At 60.4% G+C, this 16,437-nt stretch carries 18 protein-coding genes; 6 read left to right on the top strand and 12 right to left on the bottom strand.

Annotated elements, in window-relative coordinates; genetic code table 11:
* Positions 1-157 precede the first annotated feature (157 nt).
* The 3 genes from lysA to argH all read right to left on the bottom strand — a co-directional run bounded on the left by lysA (position 158) and on the right by argH (position 3,138).
* Positions 158-1,426: a diaminopimelate decarboxylase gene (lysA, locus tag AGR13A_RS17505; RefSeq protein WP_035222590.1), complete on the bottom strand. Its 1,269-nt coding sequence runs from the start codon at positions 1,424-1,426 to the stop codon at positions 158-160.
* Between the two features lie 13 nt (positions 1,427-1,439).
* Complete coding sequence (gene lptM / locus AGR13A_RS17500; RefSeq protein WP_003497438.1) at positions 1,440-1,643, bottom strand: LPS translocon maturation chaperone LptM; 204 nt, start codon at positions 1,641-1,643, stop codon at positions 1,440-1,442.
* 94 nt (positions 1,644-1,737) lie between these two features.
* Entirely contained in the window at positions 1,738-3,138 is a 1,401-nt protein-coding gene (gene argH / locus AGR13A_RS17495; protein WP_080838033.1) for an argininosuccinate lyase, read from the bottom strand.
* A gap of 24 nt (positions 3,139-3,162) precedes the next feature.
* Between argH and tlpA the strand changes: the two genes are divergently transcribed.
* Positions 3,163-3,831, top strand: coding sequence for a thiol:disulfide interchange protein TlpA (tlpA, locus tag AGR13A_RS17490; RefSeq protein WP_035222595.1), 669 nt, complete (start codon positions 3,163-3,165; stop codon positions 3,829-3,831).
* 69 nt (positions 3,832-3,900) lie between these two features.
* Here the strand turns inward: tlpA and AGR13A_RS17485 are convergent, their stop codons facing one another.
* The 7 genes from AGR13A_RS17485 to AGR13A_RS17455 all read right to left on the bottom strand — a co-directional run bounded on the left by AGR13A_RS17485 (position 3,901) and on the right by AGR13A_RS17455 (position 9,221).
* On the bottom strand, positions 3,901-4,782 hold the full coding sequence (locus AGR13A_RS17485; protein ID WP_035222597.1) for a 3-hydroxybutyryl-CoA dehydrogenase: 882 nt from the start codon (positions 4,780-4,782) through the stop codon (positions 3,901-3,903).
* A gap of 117 nt (positions 4,783-4,899) precedes the next feature.
* On the bottom strand, positions 4,900-5,829 hold the full coding sequence (locus tag AGR13A_RS17480) for an electron transfer flavoprotein subunit alpha/FixB family protein (protein ID WP_080838031.1): 930 nt from the start codon (positions 5,827-5,829) through the stop codon (positions 4,900-4,902).
* 25 nt (positions 5,830-5,854) lie between these two features.
* Entirely contained in the window at positions 5,855-6,601 is a 747-nt protein-coding gene (locus tag AGR13A_RS17475) for an electron transfer flavoprotein subunit beta/FixA family protein (RefSeq protein ID WP_035222604.1), read from the bottom strand.
* Positions 6,602-6,787: 186 nt separating this feature from the next.
* Positions 6,788-7,558: a rhomboid family intramembrane serine protease gene (locus AGR13A_RS17470; protein ID WP_035222606.1), complete on the bottom strand. Its 771-nt coding sequence runs from the start codon at positions 7,556-7,558 to the stop codon at positions 6,788-6,790.
* A gap of 32 nt (positions 7,559-7,590) precedes the next feature.
* Positions 7,591-8,172, bottom strand: coding sequence for a cob(I)yrinic acid a,c-diamide adenosyltransferase (locus AGR13A_RS17465; RefSeq protein WP_080838029.1), 582 nt, complete (start codon positions 8,170-8,172; stop codon positions 7,591-7,593).
* 1 nt (position 8,173) lies between these two features.
* Positions 8,174-8,371 carry a twin transmembrane helix small protein gene (locus tag AGR13A_RS17460; RefSeq protein ID WP_004445622.1) on the bottom strand — a complete coding sequence of 66 codons (198 nt, stop codon included), beginning with the start codon at positions 8,369-8,371 and terminating at the stop codon, positions 8,174-8,176.
* 16 nt (positions 8,372-8,387) lie between these two features.
* The gene (locus tag AGR13A_RS17455; RefSeq protein WP_080838026.1) at positions 8,388-9,221 is read right to left on the bottom strand and encodes an SDR family oxidoreductase; all 834 of its coding nucleotides are present in this window, start codon (positions 9,219-9,221) and stop codon (positions 8,388-8,390) included.
* A 180-nt stretch (positions 9,222-9,401) separates the two neighbouring features.
* Between AGR13A_RS17455 and AGR13A_RS17450 the strand changes: the two genes are divergently transcribed.
* The gene (locus AGR13A_RS17450) at positions 9,402-10,319 is read left to right on the top strand and encodes a YihY/virulence factor BrkB family protein (RefSeq protein ID WP_080840281.1); all 918 of its coding nucleotides are present in this window, start codon (positions 9,402-9,404) and stop codon (positions 10,317-10,319) included.
* On the opposite strand, the gene gluQRS is transcribed toward AGR13A_RS17450, so the two are convergent.
* The gene (gene gluQRS / locus AGR13A_RS17445) at positions 10,287-11,186 is read right to left on the bottom strand and encodes a tRNA glutamyl-Q(34) synthetase GluQRS (protein WP_080838023.1); all 900 of its coding nucleotides are present in this window, start codon (positions 11,184-11,186) and stop codon (positions 10,287-10,289) included. The two genes, AGR13A_RS17450 and gluQRS, sit on opposite strands and share 33 nt — an antisense overlap.
* 38 nt (positions 11,187-11,224) lie before the next feature.
* Between gluQRS and AGR13A_RS17440 the strand changes: the two genes are divergently transcribed.
* A complete protein-coding gene (locus AGR13A_RS17440; protein WP_208612408.1) occupies positions 11,225-11,881 on the top strand; it encodes a DNA-3-methyladenine glycosylase family protein in 657 nt (218 codons plus the stop codon).
* A gap of 6 nt (positions 11,882-11,887) precedes the next feature.
* Here the strand turns inward: AGR13A_RS17440 and AGR13A_RS17435 are convergent, their stop codons facing one another.
* A complete protein-coding gene (locus tag AGR13A_RS17435) occupies positions 11,888-13,306 on the bottom strand; it encodes a helix-turn-helix domain-containing protein (RefSeq protein ID WP_080838020.1) in 1,419 nt (472 codons plus the stop codon).
* Between the two features lie 118 nt (positions 13,307-13,424).
* On the opposite strand from AGR13A_RS17435, the gene AGR13A_RS17430 reads away from it, so the two are divergent.
* The 3 genes from AGR13A_RS17430 to AGR13A_RS17420 all read left to right on the top strand — a co-directional run bounded on the left by AGR13A_RS17430 (position 13,425) and on the right by AGR13A_RS17420 (position 16,427).
* The gene (locus tag AGR13A_RS17430) at positions 13,425-14,957 is read left to right on the top strand and encodes an acyl-CoA carboxylase subunit beta (RefSeq protein WP_080838017.1); all 1,533 of its coding nucleotides are present in this window, start codon (positions 13,425-13,427) and stop codon (positions 14,955-14,957) included.
* A gap of 92 nt (positions 14,958-15,049) precedes the next feature.
* A complete protein-coding gene (gene yghU / locus AGR13A_RS17425; RefSeq protein WP_080838013.1) occupies positions 15,050-15,946 on the top strand; it encodes a glutathione-dependent disulfide-bond oxidoreductase in 897 nt (298 codons plus the stop codon).
* Between the two features lie 103 nt (positions 15,947-16,049).
* Positions 16,050-16,427 (top strand): hypothetical protein, encoded by a 378-nt coding sequence (locus tag AGR13A_RS17420; protein WP_003520841.1) that lies wholly within the window; start codon positions 16,050-16,052, stop codon positions 16,425-16,427.
* Positions 16,428-16,437: the final 10 nt, after the last annotated feature.

The following is a 16,437-nucleotide window of genomic DNA, read 5'->3' as shown; positions in this document are numbered from 1 at the left end:
GCCACGTCGAACGCCATTCCCGGAACGGCGAGCTGTTTCATGTCACGGAGCAAGGATAACATTCTTTGTGGCGAAGACGAGGGCACCTAAGCCCTCACCCCCATTTTTTAGGCAGCTTCGCTTGATTGTGATCGACCAACCGGTGACGCAGGCGAGATCAATCGAGCCAGGCGGGCACGGAATCGAGCGCGATCAGCTCTTCATAGGTGCCGCGCGGGCGAATGACGTGGAATTTGTCATCCTTCACCAGCACTTCAGGCACCAGCAGGCGCGAGTTGTAGGTGCCGGCCTGCACCGCGCCATAAGCACCCGCGGAACTGACGGCGATCAGGTCGCCCGGCTGCGGCGCAGCCATCTCCCGGTCGAGCGCCAGATAATCGCCGGTCTCGCAGACAGGTCCAACGATATCGGCCTTGATGCGCGGCGCGTCTGCGGCGGGCTGCACCACCGGACGGATGCCATGATAGGCCTCATAAAGCGTCGGGCGGATGAGGTCGTTCATCGCGCCGTCAACGATCACGAAGGTCTTTTCGCCGCCGTCCTTCACATAGATCACTTCCGTCACCAGAATGCCGGCATTGCCGACGATCAGGCGGCCCGGCTCGGTGACGATCTTGCAGTTGAGGCTCTTCAGCTCATTCTTGACGATATGGGCATAGGCATCCGGCAGCGGCGGCGGATTATTGTCCTCGCGATAGGGAATGCCGAGACCGCCGCCAATATCGACGTGGCTGATCGTGTGTCCGTCGGTGCGCAGCGCCTCGACAAGTTCGCGCAGCAGCCGGAAGGCGTCCTCGAAAGGCTGCAATTCGGTGATCTGGCTGCCGATATGCATGTCGATACCGGTGACTTCGATGCCGGGCAGGGTGGCGGCATGGGCATAGACCGCACGGGCGCGCTCATAGGAAATGCCGAACTTGTTCTCTTTCTTGCCGGTGGAAATCTTGGCGTGGGTGCGCGCATCCACATCCGGATTGATGCGGAAGGAGACATGCGCCCGCTTGCCGACTTTCACGGCGCGCAGGTTGAGAACTTCCAGTTCCGGCTCGGATTCGATGTTGAAACAGTAGATGCCGGCTTCCAGCGCATAATCCATTTCCGCCACCGTCTTGCCGACGCCGGAGAACATGATGCGGCTTGCCGGAACGCCGGCTGCAAGCGCACGGCGCAATTCGCCGCCCGACACGACGTCGATGCCCGCGCCGAGCTTTGCCAGCGTCTTCAGCACCGCCTGGTTGGAATTGGCCTTCATGGCGTAACAGACCATGGCGTCCACATCCGCAAAGGCGCCGGAAAACACCTTGTAATGGCGCTCCAGCGTCGCGGTCGAATAGACGTAGAATGGCGTGCCGACCGCCTTGGCGATCTCAGGCACGGGCACGTTTTCGGCGTGCAGCACGCCGTCGATATAGCCAAAATGGTTCACAGGCTTTTATCCGTCAGAGAAGCTTGTCGAGAATGAACGGCCGTTCCGCCGTCGCCGGCTTTGTCTCCGTTCCGTCGGCATTGCGCTTGTTGCGCATTTCGACCGGCGTGCTCGGCGGGTCGATGTCGCCCTTACGCCCGCAGGCGCTGAGAACAAGGCTGACGGCGAGCGTCATGCCGATGGGAACGATAAGTTTGCGCGCGGTTTTTGAAAGCATGGGCCTGTCCAAAGGAAATATGTGCCTCTCTGATAACGAAAAACAGGGCGCTTGTGCACCCTGTTTCTTGTGATCGCAGCGTAACGCGATTTTATCAGTTACGTCCGCGCCACCAGGCGATCTGCTTCTTCACCTCCGAAGGTGCGGTGCCGCCGAAGCTGGTGCGGCTGGCAACCGATGCTTCCACCGAAAGAACGTCGAAAACACCCTTGGTGATGCCGGGGTGGATGGCCTGCAATTCCTCAAGCGAAAGATCGGCGAGGTCGCAGCCCTTCTTCTCCGCCAGCGCCACGGCATTACCGGTCACATGGTGGGCATCGCGGAAGGGCAGGCCCGCTTCGCGCACCAGCCAGTCGGCGAGATCGGTGGCGGTGGAATAACCCGAACCGGCGGCGGCGCGCATGCGGTCCTTGCGCACTTCAAGGTCGCGGATCATGCCGGTCATGGCGGCAATCGCCAGTTCCAGGCTCTCGGCGGCGTCGAAAACCTGTTCCTTGTCTTCCTGCATGTCCTTGGAATAGGCGAGCGGCAGGCCCTTCATGACCGTCAGAAGAGCGATCAGCGAGCCGTTGATGCGGCCGGTCTTGGCGCGCACCAGCTCGGCGGCATCAGGGTTCTTCTTCTGCGGCATGATCGATGAGCCGGTGGAAAAGGCATCCGAGAGGCGGATGAACCCGAATTGCGGCGTCGACCAGATGACGATTTCTTCGGCGAGGCGCGACAGATGCGTGGCGCAGATGGAAGCGATCGACAGGAATTCCAGCGCGAAATCGCGGTCGGAGACAGTGTCGATGGAGTTGCGGGTCGGTTCGCGGAAACCGAGCGCCTTGGCCGTCATATGGCGGTCGATGGGATAACCGGTGCCGGCGAGTGCGGCTGCGCCGATCGGGCTTTCATCCAGATGCTCGATGGCGTGGCGCACGCGGGCGCGGTCACGGCCGAACATTTCCACATAGGCCATGCAATGATGGCCGAAGGTCACCGGCTGCGCCGTCTGCAGATGGGTGAAGCCCGGCATCACGGTATCGGCATTTTCTTCGGCGCGGTCGAGGAAGGCGGCGATGAGGGCCGTCAGCATACCCTCGGTCTTCTGCAGTTCTTCCTTGACCCACAGGCGGAAATCGAGCGCCACCTGGTCGTTGCGCGAGCGGGCTGTGTGCAGGCGGCCGGCTGCCGTGCCGATGAGGGTGGCAAGCCGCGCCTCGATGTTCATGTGAATGTCTTCGAGCTTGCGTGAGAATTCGAAGGTGCCGGCTTCGATCTCTGACAGGATCGTGTTCAGGCCGTGAGTGATCTTGTCTTTATCTTCCTGCGAGATAATGCCTTTTTCCGCCAGCATGGCGGCATGCGCCATAGAGCCGCGGATGTCCTGGGCGTAAAGCTTCTTGTCGAAGCCGATGGAGGCATTTATCTCTTCCATGATGGCAGACGGCCCGGAAGCGAAACGCCCGCCCCACATCTGGTTGGAGGATTTCTGATCTGTGCCGTCAGCCATGTTCGCAGTGCCCTGGAGTATTCGATGACAGAAAAAAGGCCGTTCAGGCTTCCTTCCGCCAAGTTGGTTGCAATTGCTGCCGTTGCCGGTGTCTTAAGCGGCGCGGGCGCGGTCTGGTTCAGGCATATTGGGTCTGAGAGCCCGGTTCAAGGGGCAGCGGTGACTGACGCCGGTTTATGTGAGGGCGCGGCAAACCGCATTGCCTCGCTGAAGCCATTTCTGAAAGGGCAGGTGGCGGCCATGTCGGGCACAGACAGGCCGCGCGTCATCCCGCTTTCCTTCAAGGGGCCGGAGGCACAGGAGATGACGCTTGCCGATCTCAAGGGCAAGACGGTTCTTCTCAACCTCTGGGCCACATGGTGCGTGCCGTGCCGGGAAGAGATGCCGGCGCTGAACGCTCTGGAACATGAAAAGGGCGGCAATGATTTCGAGGTGGTGGCCGTTAATATCGACATTGGCGCGGACGAAAAGCCGAAAGCCTTCATGGACGAATACAAGATCGACGCGCTGAAGCTCTACCGCGACAGTTCCATGGGGGTCTTCAATACGCTGAAAAAAGAAGGCCTCGCTTTCGGCCTGCCCGCGACCATGCTCCTGGACGAAAACGGCTGTCTGCTTGCCGCCATGAATGGCCCGGCCGCCTGGGACAGTGAAGATGCCAAGGCGCTGGTATCGGCAATGAAGGCCAAATGAGTTTTCTGATCCATGTGGGAGGGGTCACCCTCCCTCATCCTGCGGCCTTCAAGACGTGTCCCTTGGGCTTTAGCGCGTCGGAACCGGCGTCTCGCCGCGATAGTCGTAGAAGCCGCGGCCGGATTTGCGGCCGAGCCAGCCGGCCTCGACATATTTGACCAGCAGCGGGCAGGGGCGGTATTTGCTGTCGGAGAGGCCGTCATGCAGCACCTGCATGATCGACAAACAGGTGTCGAGACCGATGAAATCGGCAAGCTGCAACGGTCCCATCGGGTGGTTGGCACCGAGCCGCATGGCGGTATCGATGGCCTCCACCGAGCCGACGCCCTCATAAAGCGTATAGATCGCCTCGTTGATCATCGGCAGCAGGATACGGTTGACGATGAAGGCCGGGAAATCCTCGGCGACGGTGATCGCCTTTTCCAGCGTCCGCACATAATCCTTGGCCGCATCGAAGGTCTTTTCGTTGGTGGCGATGCCGCGCACCAGTTCCACCAGCTTCATCACCGGAACCGGATTCATGAAGTGGATGCCCATGAACTGTTCGGGGCGGTCGGTAGCGGATGCAAGGCGGGTAATGGAGAGGGACGAGGTATTGGTGGCCAAAAGCGCTTCGGGCTTCAGCACGGGGCAGACTTGCGCATAAATCTTGCGCTTGATCTCTTCATTTTCGGTTGCCGCCTCGATGACGAGATCCATCGGTGCGAGGTCGTTGATATCCGTCGAGCCGCTGATGAGCGCCAGCGCCTCTTTTCGGGCGTCGTCCGAAAGTTTGCCGTTGGTGACCTGGCGGGCGAGGTTGCCATTGATCGTGGCAAGACCGGCTTCAATGCCGTCCTTGGAAAGGTCATAAATATGAACCTTGTAACCCGCCAAGGCGGAAACATGCGCGATGCCGCAACCCATCTGACCGGCTCCGATGACACCGATATTTTTAAAGGGGGCGGTCATATGCTGGTCTCCTCTTGGGGATTTCATCTGCGTTCTGGTCGGCGATGTTACGCATATCGCCGCAAAAGAGAAGGCGGTGCGTTTAAAAAACGCACCGCCCCCGATAGCTGTTGAAAATCACAGCGCCTTTTCGAGTTCCGGCAGCGCCACGAACAGATCTGCGACGAGGCCATAATCGGCGACCTGGAAGATTGGCGCTTCCTCGTCCTTGTTGATGGCGACGATGACCTTTGAGTCCTTCATGCCGGCCAGGTGCTGGATGGCGCCGGAAATACCGGCGGCGATGTAAAGCTGCGGCGCAACCACCTTGCCGGTCTGGCCAACCTGCCAGTCGTTCGGCGCATAGCCCGCATCGACGGCCGCACGGCTGGCGCCGACGGCTGCACCCAGCTTGTCGGCGACGGGAAGGATGACTTCCTTGAACTTTTCCGACGAACCGAGCGCGCGGCCGCCCGAGATGATGATCTTGGCCGATGTCAGTTCCGGACGGTCGGACGAGGCCAGCGCGTCGGAAACGAAGCTGGAAAGGCCGGGGTTTGCAGCAGCACCGATGGTTTCGACTGCTGCCGAACCACCTTCGGCCGCGGCGGCAAAGGCGGTCGGACGTACGGTGATCACCTTCTTCGCATCGGTCGCCTGCACCGTCTGGATGGCGTTGCCGGCATAGATCGGGCGCTTGAAGGTGTCAGGGCTGACGACTTCGATGATTTCCGAGACCTGGGCCACGTCGAGGAGGGCCGCAACGCGCGGCGTGACGTTCTTGGCGGAGGCGGTCGCCGGTGCGATGATGACGTCATAAGAAGGGGCGAGCGAGACGATCAGCGCCGCCAGCGGCTCGGCGAGCGCATTGGCATAGGATGCGTCATCGGCGAGCAGCACCTTGGAAACGCCGGAGAGTTTCGCGGCAGCGTCGGCGGCACCCTTTGCACCGGAACCGGCAACCAGAATGTGAACGTCGCCGCCGATCTGGGTTGCCGCTGTCAGCGTCTTGCCCGTCAGGTCGGAAAGGGTTGCGTTGTCGTGTTCTGCCAGAAGAAGAATGGCCATAAGAATATCTCCCTTTTCCGAAACCTTAGAGGACGCCGTCGGCTTTGAGCTTTTCGACCAGCTCGGCAACCGAACCGACCTTGATGCCAGCCTTGCGGCCTGCCGGCTCCTCGGTCTTCAACACCTTCAGGCGCGGCGAAACATCGACACCGAAATCGGCCGGAGCCTTCTTGTCGAGCGGCTTCTTCTTCGCCTTCATGATGTTCGGCAGCGAAGCATAACGCGGTTCATTGAGACGAAGGTCGGTGGTGACGACGGCGGGAAGCTTCAGCTCAACGGTCTGCAAGCCGCCATCCACTTCACGCGTCACGGCAACCTTGCCGTCGGAAGGCTCGACCTTGGAGGCGAAGGTGCCCTGGCCCCAGCCGAGCAATGCTGCCAGCATCTGGCCGGTCTGGTTCGAATCGTCGTCGATCGCCTGCTTGCCGACGATGACGAGGCCGGGCTGTTCGGCTTCCGCCACGCCCTTCAGAAGCTTGGCGACGGCCAGCGGCTCGACCGTTTCGTCGGTCTCGATCAGGATGGCGCGGTCGGCGCCCATGGCGAGCGCGGTACGCAGCGTTTCTTCCGCCTTGGCGGGGCCAATGGAGACCACCACAACCTCTTCGGCCTTGCCGGCTTCCTTCAGGCGCAGCGCCTCTTCCACGGAGATTTCGTCGAACGGGTTCATCGACATCTTCACATTGGCAAGCTCAACGCCAGAACCATCCGATTTCACGCGGATCTTCACGTTGTAATCGACGACTCGTTTGACGGGGACAAGGATCTTCATCGGCGGCTTTCCTCAAACTCCTGTCCGCGAGATAAGTAGACCGCGCGGACCTCCAAAAACAGGTTGGCGACATGGATAAGCATTTTTCCCGCAATTACAACGGAGCAATGTTCATTATCACATGCACGCAAGGCATATCTTACGTTGACGTTAACGTAAATACGTTATCTCTTCGCCATGGGCTCATCAGCTCCCGTCATAGCCCCGTTCGATTTGCGACAACCCTGCCGTTTGCGACGGATTCTTGAACTGCGCCGCCTTGGGCGGAACAATGGTGCGGTCAAACAGCGGAACATCGGGCCTGCGCATGAAAATCACCATGATTGCGCCCGCCACTATGCCACCGACATGCGCTCCCCAGGACACGTTCTCTTCCAGCCCGAGCGCCAGCATCAGGAACTGCTGGCCGATCCACAGCGCCAGCGGAATGAAGGCGGGCAGAGGAAGCGGAATGCGCATGAAGACCAGCACCCAGACACGCACCTTTGGGTGCAGCAGGAAATAGGCCGCGACGACGCCGGAAACCGCACCGGATGCGCCGATCAGCGGCCCTTCCGAAGTGGGGGCGACAAAACCGTGCAACAGCGCACCGGCAATGGCGCAGGCGATGTAAAAGATCAGGAAACGGAAATGGCCGAGCGCATCCTCGACATTGTCACCGAAAACCCAGAGAAACAGCATGTTGCCGGCCAGATGCCAGAAATCCAGATGCAGAAATGCGTAGGTGATCACTGTCACATCGTCTGGCACCACCTGCAGGGCCGGCTCGAGATAGGCGTAATCGAAAACCACCGCGGGAATAAAGCCGAGGCCGAGTGCGGCGGCATTGGCCTGCGTGTCGCTGGCAAGTACACCGGTAAACAGCCAGACCAGCACATTGACCACAATCAGGCCGATCGTGACATATTGCAGCCGGATGTGTTTGAGGGAATTCGCATCGTGCAGCGGTATGAACATCGAATGCCCTTTGGTTGCGCAATTGACGCGCTTTAGCGGTTCTTGCCGGGAATCCACAATATGTCGGCCTTGCCCGCATCATTGGCAAAACGGGCGGCGACGAACAGGAAGTCAGACAGGCGGTTGGCATATTTCAGGGCAGCCGCGCTCACGATCTCGTTTTTGGAGACCGAAAGTTCCACCATCAGCCGTTCCGCCCGGCGGCAGATGGTGCGCGCCATGTGCAGATTGGCCGCCGCGGCGCTGCCGCCCGGCAGCACGAAAGAGGTCAGCGGTTCGAGTGTGGCGTTGAGCTCGTCGATTTCGTTTTCCAGCCGGGTGACCTGGCTTTCGACGATACGCAACGGTTCATAGGAGAGTGGTTCGCCGCTATCCGGCGTGGCGAGATCGGCGCCCAGATCGAAGAGGTCGTTCTGGATGCGAAACAGCATCTCATCCAGCGTCTTATCAAGGCCACTTGTGTGAAGCCGCGCCACGCCGATGGCCGAATTCGTCTCGTCCACCGTGCCATAGGCCTCGACGCGAAGATCGTGCTTCAGGCGGCGCGGGCCGGACACCAGCGCCGTCGTGCCCTTGTCGCCGGTGCGGGTGTAGATTTTGTTCAGCTTCACCATGTCAACGGCCGCCGCCGGTGAGCCAGAGGGTGAGCATGATCAGCGCGATCGCGATGGCCTGCAGGAGAAGGCGAAGCTGCATCAGCTTGTTGGAACGGTTGGCGTCCTGCCCCTTCAGCATGTTGAACAGGCCGCGTATCAGCACGATGACGACAAGGCCCATGACAATAAGGGCGAGAACGGTGGTGAAGCCGGACATGCGGGGTGATTCCTCCTCAATCGAACCTGCGCAACAGACGATAGAACAGTCCGGCAGGCAAGAGCCGTTTCAGCAGGAGCCCCTGTTTGGCAGGAACGGTAACGGGATAATGCGGCTTCGGTCTTGGCGCGGTCAAGGCGTGTTTCAGCACAGTGTAGACGGCATCGGGGCCAAGCTTGTGGCGGCTGACAGGGCCGGAACCGTCCATCCGCGCCAGCTGTCGTTTGTATTCCGCCGCATGGGCAGAATTCTCGAGATCAATATTCCCCTTGATATGGGCAAGCGCGGTCGCCGTGAATTTAGAGGTGATCGGCCCCGGTTCTATCAGGCTCACGTGAATACCGCTGCCCTGAAGTTCCATCCGCAGCGTCACTCCCAGCCCCTCGATCGCGAATTTCGATGCGGTATAGGCGCCGCGATAACGATAGGGGACGAGGCCGAGAATGGAGGAGCAATGCACGATCCGGCCTGCGCCGCGGGCACGCATGAAGGGAATGACCCGCCGTGTCAGATCGTGCCAGCCAAAGACATTGGTTTCGAACTGCGCCCGCAGCGCTTCGACAGGCAGATCTTCCACCGCGCCCGGCTGGCCATAGGCGCCATTGTTGAAGAGCGCGTCGATACGGCCTCCCGTGCGCGTTGCCACCGTCTCCACCAGGGCGGCGATAGTTTCCGGCTTGGTATAGTCCATGATCAGCGTTTCGATGCCCTGATTTTCCAGCGCGGCCATATCAACGATGCGCCGCACGGTGGCGAAGACCCGCCAACCGTCGCGTTGGAGCGCGCCGGCGCAATGGGCGCCGATGCCCGAGGAGCAGCCTGTGATGATGATGACGGGCTTTTCAGACATATGCCGCTCCGGGAAATCGACTATTGCTCTGGCCCGGTTGACCGGTCCGTGAAAATCGCATTGCGCAAAATCCTTCTCGGTGACGGAACCGAAAGCCGACCTTGCGCGCTGTACAAAGCGAAGCTGATTTCCCATATTCGGCTCGAAGTTACAAATGAAATGCCGATGAATGGAGGTGACATGGTTGCCGCAGTGCGCCTGGCAGGCAAGGTTGCCTTCGATGCCTATTCCCATTTCGCCGAGGATGACGGCTGGGCGATGGCGAGCCATATGGCGCTGTCCATTCTGCTGGCCCTTTTTCCGTTCCTGATCTTCGGCACGGCTCTCGCCGGTTTTCTGGGAGCGGATCAGTTTTCCGAAACGGCGGTGCATCTGATTTTCGACACCTGGCCGGAAGCGATTGCCGGGCCGCTCGCGGCGCAGGTGCAGCAGGTGCTGACCATTCCGCGCGGCGGGCTGCTGACGATTTCGGTGCTGGCGGCCGCCTATTTTGCGTCCAATGGTGTGGAAGCGCTGCGCATTTCGCTGAACCGCGCCTATCGAGTCACGGAAACGCGCTGGTGGTATGTCACCCGCCTGCTCAGCCTGCTTTACGTGTTGATCGCCGTTGTGGTCTTCACCGGCATCAGTATCGTGCTTGTCGCGGTGCCGGTCGCCATGTCCTTTGCGGAGGAGAAATTCCCTTGGCTGACGGATGTTCTGAACACCGTCTCCAGCCTTGGTCTTTACGGCACCATCGTGGTTCTGACAGCGGGGCTGGTGGCGGCGCATCTGTGGCTTCCCGCCGGCAAGCGCCGCATCTGGGATGTCTGGCCCGGCATTCTGCTGACGATGATCTTCTGGGTCATCGGCGCGGCGATCTTCGCCTATTATCTCTCCACCTTCGCCAATTATGCCGCGACCTATGCCGGTCTCGCCTCGGTGATGGTGGTGCTGGTGTTTCTTTATATGGTCGGCGTCATCTTCATGCTCGGAGCGGAGATGAATGCCGCCCTGATGAAATACAAGGTCCGGCAGATCATCCGCCGCAATATCGGCGGCAACAGCGCGCGTCGCGAGCAGGTTCTAGAGGAGCCCGACAAGCCGGCGGATATCTGAGGGCGCTGCACCTTCCGAACGAAGGGCGGAAAGTCCGGTGCTGCCTTCGCTTTTCGAGAGCTTGCGCCCGTCCGCGCCCAAGATCAGCCGGTGATGGTGGTAAGCCGGTTGCGGCAGGTCCAGCAGGTGTTGTAGCAGCCGGTGAATGGCGGTGGCGTGGTAGAGATCCATACCGCGTACCACATGGGTTATGCCCTGTAGCGCATCATCCACCACAACGGAAAGATGATAGCTCGAAGGCGCGTCGGAACGCGACAGTACCACATCGCCCCAAAGCGCGGGCAGGGCCTCGATCTGCCCTGACTCACCATCGCCGCTCTCTTCCCAGAATAAAGGGATGCCGGCGGCGCGGATCGCCTTTTCCATGTTGAGCCGCCAGGCGTGCGGACGGCCGGAGGCGAGCAGCGCATCCCGCTCCGCCTTTGGCCTCTCCCGGTCTATGGCCGGGTAAAGCGGCGCGCCATCGGCATCGCGCGGCCAGAGCCCTCCCTCCGCCTCGAAAGTACGAACGATTGCCTTGGTTTCTCGACGGCTCAAAAAGGCAGGGTAAGCGAGCCCTGCCTCGATCAGCCTGTCCAACGCCACGCGGTATTCATCGAAATGCTCCGATTGCCGCCGCACCGGTTTCTCCCAGTCGAGACCCAGCCAGCCAAGGTCATCATAGATTGCCCGTTCCAGCTCCGGTGTGCAGCGCGTCTGATCGATATCCTCGATGCGCAGCAGAAAGCGGCCGTCATTGTCTCGCGCCATATCATGGTTCAGGAAGGCGGAAAGCGCGTGGCCGAGATGCAGCAGGCCATTGGGGCTTGGCGCAAAACGGTAAACCGGTTTTTGACGGAGAGGCGAAGGCATGGTTTCTTCTGCCATGTTTTAAAGCACCCCGCCAGCGGCTGGCGGCATATGGAATGACGGACATGAAAATCATCACCGGGATGGATGACATCAGCGAAGGGCTGGAGCATCTCGCCCAACTCGATCCGGCTCTCGGCCTCGTCATCGAAAAAGCCGGTCCGCTGGAACTGCGCATTCATGAGCCCGGCTTTTCCGGCCTTGCCCATATCGTCGTTTCGCAGATGGTGTCGCGCGCCAGCGCCAATGCCATATGGGCGCGTATCCTTGCCGGCACCGGCGGCGCGGTCACGGCGGAAAATTATCTGGCCGCACCGGAGGAATTGCGCGCCACCTTCGGCCTTTCGCGCGCCAAGGCGACGACGCTGGAAGGGCTGGCGCGCGCCGTCACGGAAGGGCAGATCGATCTTGACGGCGTGGTGCGCAAGGAGGGGCGTGCGGCCCTTTCCGAGCTGGTTGCGCTTCGCGGTATCGGCCCGTGGACGGCGGAGGTCTATCTGATGTTCTGCGGCGGGCACCCGGATATTTTTCCGGTCGGCGATGTGGCGCTGAGATCGGCGGTCGCGCATGCGCTTGCCCTGGAGGTCAGGCCGGAAGCGAAATGGCTGGCGGAGCGGGCAACAATCTGGTCGCCATGGCGCTCTGTGGCCGCGCGGCTTTTCTGGGGCTACTACGCTAACATCATGCGGCGCGCCATGGTGCCGCTGCCCTGAGCGGGGTCAAAAATCGGCGATACTGTAGGGCAGGGCTCCGCGCGAAAGATGATCGAAATGCAGCTTGCGTTTCAGCGGCGGCACGGCGCGCTGCACGCAATCAACCCTCTCGCAGACCCGACAGGAAATGCCGATGGGTTTGAACGATGCCGCATTGCCGAGATCGAGCGTATCGGCATAAACGAAATTCTGCGCATGGGAAATTTCGCAGCCGAGCGCGATGGCATAACGCGGTCTCTCCGTGTTGAACCCGGCGCCGGCCTTTTCGATCTGCGTGGCGATGGAAAGATAGCGTACGCCGTCAGGCGTTTCGGCGAGCTGCCGCACGATCCTGTCGGAGCTTTCGAAGGCCTGGTGGATATTCCACAGCGGACAGGCCGCGCCGAAACGGGCAAATTGCAGCCGCGTGGCGCTGTGGCGTTTGGTGATGTTGCCGGCGCGGTCGATCTTGGCGAAAAAGATCGGCACGCCTTTTATGCCCGGCCGCTGCAGGGTACTGAGCCGGTGAGCCACCTGCTCAAGGCTTGCGCCGAAACGAACGGCCAGAAGCTCGAGATCGTGGCGCAGTTCCTGCGCCGCCCGGTGAAAGCGGCCATAGGGCAGGATGAGGGCGGCGGCGAAATAATTATGCAGCCCGATACGACAGATTTCCGCGGCTTCCGCATTGCGGAAACCGGCGCCGGCCAGCACTCTGTCCACCGTTGCGCCGGCGTGAAGCTGGGCGATCTGCAATGCAAGCTGAAAGCAGCGGGTCGGCGCGGCCATGTAGGAGCTGAGAGCGAGCGTCTTGCTGGCAGGATCGTAGTGCCGGATCAGACCGCCCGCCGCCTCGGTTCGGGTGATATGGATGCCGTAACGGCTCTTCAGATGCGCCGCCAGAATGCCATAGGTCTCGCCGCCTTCTATCTCCAGTTCTTCCGCCAGCTCCTCGGCCAGAAGATCGATCTCGGCGACGTAATTGTCGACGAAGTGGAAGAAGTCGCGCACCTCCTCATAGGGGGTTCTTTCCACCTGCGCGGTGCCGCGGCCAAGCCGGTCATCCAGCTGCACCAGTTGCTCGCTGTTCTGGCGATAGGCCTGATGGGCGCGCAGCAACGCATGGGCAAAACCCGGCGCGTTCTGGGCAATCAGCTTCAACTCCTGAAGCCCCGGCTCGTAATTCAGGAACAGCGGGTCTTTCAGCGCCTCGCGCACGGCGGAAACCAGCCGGTCGCTTTCACCGGTCGCCAGTTCCGCCATGTCGAGCTGGAATTTTTCCACCAGCGTCACCAGAACGCTGGCCGAAACCGGTCGCTGGTTGTTTTCGATCTGGTTCAGGTAGCTCGCGGAAATGCCCAGCCGTTCGGCAAATTGCGCCTGCGTGGCGCGGGCGTTTTCGCGAAGGCCGCGAACCTTACGGCCGATGAAGAGTTTTTCCGTCGCCATGTTGCAACTTTGCAAAATTATACATTGCAAATATTTATGGCACGCATACGCGCACGATCAAGGCTTCTAGGCGAATGTTTTCTAAGCTATTGATTTTGGGAAAACGCATGGAGGAAACATGCCCAGCATTCTGGAGCAATTGCAGTCGCGCCGCGACGAAGCGCGGCTCGGCGGCGGCGTCAAACGCATTGAAGCGCAGCATGGCAAGGGCAAGCTGACGGCGCGCGAGCGTATCGACGTGCTCCTGGATGAAGGTTCCTTCGAAGAGTATGACATGTATGTCACCCACCGGGCGGTGGATTTCGGCATGGCGGAGCAGAAGGTGGCGGGTGACGGTGTCGTTACCGGCTGGGGCACCATCAATGGCCGTCAGGTCTATGTGTTTTCGCAGGATTTCACTGTGCTTGGCGGTTCGCTCTCGGAAACCCATGCCCAGAAAATCTGCAAGATCATGGATATGGCGGTGCGCAACGGGGCGCCGGTGATCGGTCTCAACGACAGCGGCGGCGCGCGCATTCAGGAGGGCGTGGCCTCGCTCGGCGGTTATGCCGATGTGTTCAAGCGCAATGTCATCGCCTCCGGCGTCGTGCCGCAAATCTCCGTCATCATGGGGCCCTGTGCGGGCGGTGCGGTTTATTCGCCGGCCATGACCGATTTCATCTTCATGGTGCGCGATACCTCCTACATGTTCGTGACCGGGCCGGATGTGGTGAAGACTGTCACCAACGAGATCGTTACGGCCGAAGAGCTGGGCGGGGCCTCCACCCATACGAAAAAATCGTCTGTCGCCGATGGCGCTTATGAAAACGACATCGAGACGCTGGAACATGTGCGGCTGCTGTTCGATTTCCTGCCGCTCAACAACCGCGAAAAGCCGCCGGTGCGCCCGTTCCACGACGATCCGGCCCGGCTGGAAGCACGTCTCGATACGCTGATCCCTGATAGTTCCAACAAGCCCTATGACATGAAGGAGCTGATCCACGCGCTGGCCGATGAGGGCGATTTCTTCGAGCTGCAGGAGGCCTTCGCCCGCAACATCATCACCGGCTTCATCCGTCTCGAAGGCCAGACGGTGGGGGTTGTCGCCAACCAGCCGATGGTGCTGGCCGGCTGCCTTGATATCGACAGTTCGCGCAAGGCCGCCCGTTTCGTGCGTTTTTGCGATGCCTTCAACATTCCGCTGCTGACGCTGGTGGATGTGCCGGGCTTCCTGCCGGGAACCGCGCAGGAATATGGCGGCGTCATCAAGCACGGCGCAAAACTTCTTTTCGCCTATTCGGAAGCGACGGTGCCGATGGTGACGCTGATCACCCGCAAGGCCTATGGCGGCGCTTATGACGTGATGGCCTCCAAACATATCGGCGCGGACGTGAATTACGCCTGGCCGACGGCGGAAATTGCCGTGATGGGCGCGAAGGGTGCGGCGGAAATCCTCTATCGTTCCGAGCTTTCCGATCCGGAGAAGATCGCCGCGCGCACGAAGGAATATGAGGAGCGTTTCGCCAATCCCTTTGTGGCGGCGGAACGCGGTTTTATCGATGAGGTGATCATGCCGCATTCCTCACGCCGCCGCATCGCCCGCGCCTTCGCGTCGCTGCGTAACAAGAGCGTGGAAACCCGCTGGAAGAAACACGACACTATTCCGCTCTGAGACTGGAAAAATGCTTCGGCCACCTTACTATATGTTTGTTCAGGCGCCCGGATGTCCGGATGTCCTCCCGAAACGCACAAGGACAGATTTTTATGGCCGAGAATTCCTCCGCAGATAATTTCCCCGCCGGATATGAAGTGCCCAAGGTCTGGACCTGGGACAAGGGCAATGGCGGCCAGTTCGCCAGTATCAACCGCCCGATTGCCGGTCCCACCCATGAAAAGGAACTGCCGGTCGGCAAGCACCCGCTGCAGCTTTATTCGCTGGCGACGCCGAACGGCCAGAAGGTCACCATCATGCTGGAAGAATTGCTGGCCGCCGGCCACAAGGGCGCAGACTATGATGCCTGGCTGATCAAGATCGGTGAAGGTGACCAGTTCGGTTCCGGTTTCGTCGGTGTCAATCCGAATTCCAAGATCCCGGCGCTGATGGATCACTCGACGTCTGAGCCGACGCGCGTTTTCGAAAGCGGCTCGATTCTCGTTTACCTCGCGGAAAAATTCGGCGCCTTCCTGCCGAAAGAGGGCAATGCCCGCACGCAAGCGCTGAACTGGCTGTTCTGGCAGATGGGCTCCGCCCCCTTCCTCGGCGGCGGTTTCGGCCATTTTTATGCCTATGCGCCGGTGAAGATCAAATACGCCATCGACCGCTACGCCATGGAAGTCAAACGCCAGCTCGACGTGCTGGACCGGCATCTGGCTGAGAACCGCTATCTGGCGGGTGATCAATATACGATCGCCGACATGGCCGTCTGGCCGTGGTACGGCAAGATTGCGCTCGGTCAGGCCTATGGCGATGCCGGTGCGTTCCTTGAAGCCGACGGTTACAAAAACGTCATGCGCTGGACGCTCGAAATCGGCGAACGCCCGGCGGTCAAGCGTGGCGTGATCGTCAACAAGACCTCGGGCGATCCGTCCGAACAATTGCATGAACGCCACGATGCCTCCGACTTCGAGACGAAGACGCAGGACAAGATCGGCAAGGCGTAAGAAAAGATTAGAGCGCCAAAAGCGCTCTAACTATTTGAATTGGCGCATTTCCGGACGTAAAAGCAAGGCAGCTTTTAATGGAAATGTTCTGGAAGGACAAAAGATGGCGAACCTGCCCGAAATGACCAAACACAAGGGATTTCCCTCCGGCATGCCGAGCACGGGCGTCCAGTTCACCATCCGCCGCGCCAACCCCAAAGGGGTAACACCTATCAAGATGATACCCCGCCGGGCGCGCAACGACACCAAGGAGCATCGCATCGATGCCGCCTTCCTGCACTCGCTCTGGCACCATTTCGGTGCCGAGCCCTTCGAGCGCGGCAATCTCGACGCCGCCCGCCTCAACCTCCTCTTCGGTCGCGAGGTCGTGCCGGCGGAGAAGAATTTCGATCCGCTTTCCTATCAGGCAATGCTGGTGATTGATGAGCGCGTTGCGCGGCAGAACTTCCCGGAATCCTTCGAGAATTTCTTCGAGATCTGACGACGGGGTA

The sequence above is a fragment of the Agrobacterium genomosp. 13 str. CFBP 6927 genome (assembly GCA_900012615.1).
In the GTDB taxonomy this organism is placed as follows: Bacteria; Pseudomonadota; Alphaproteobacteria; order Rhizobiales; family Rhizobiaceae; genus Agrobacterium.
This window is presented reverse-complemented; position numbering and strand designations above follow the sequence as displayed.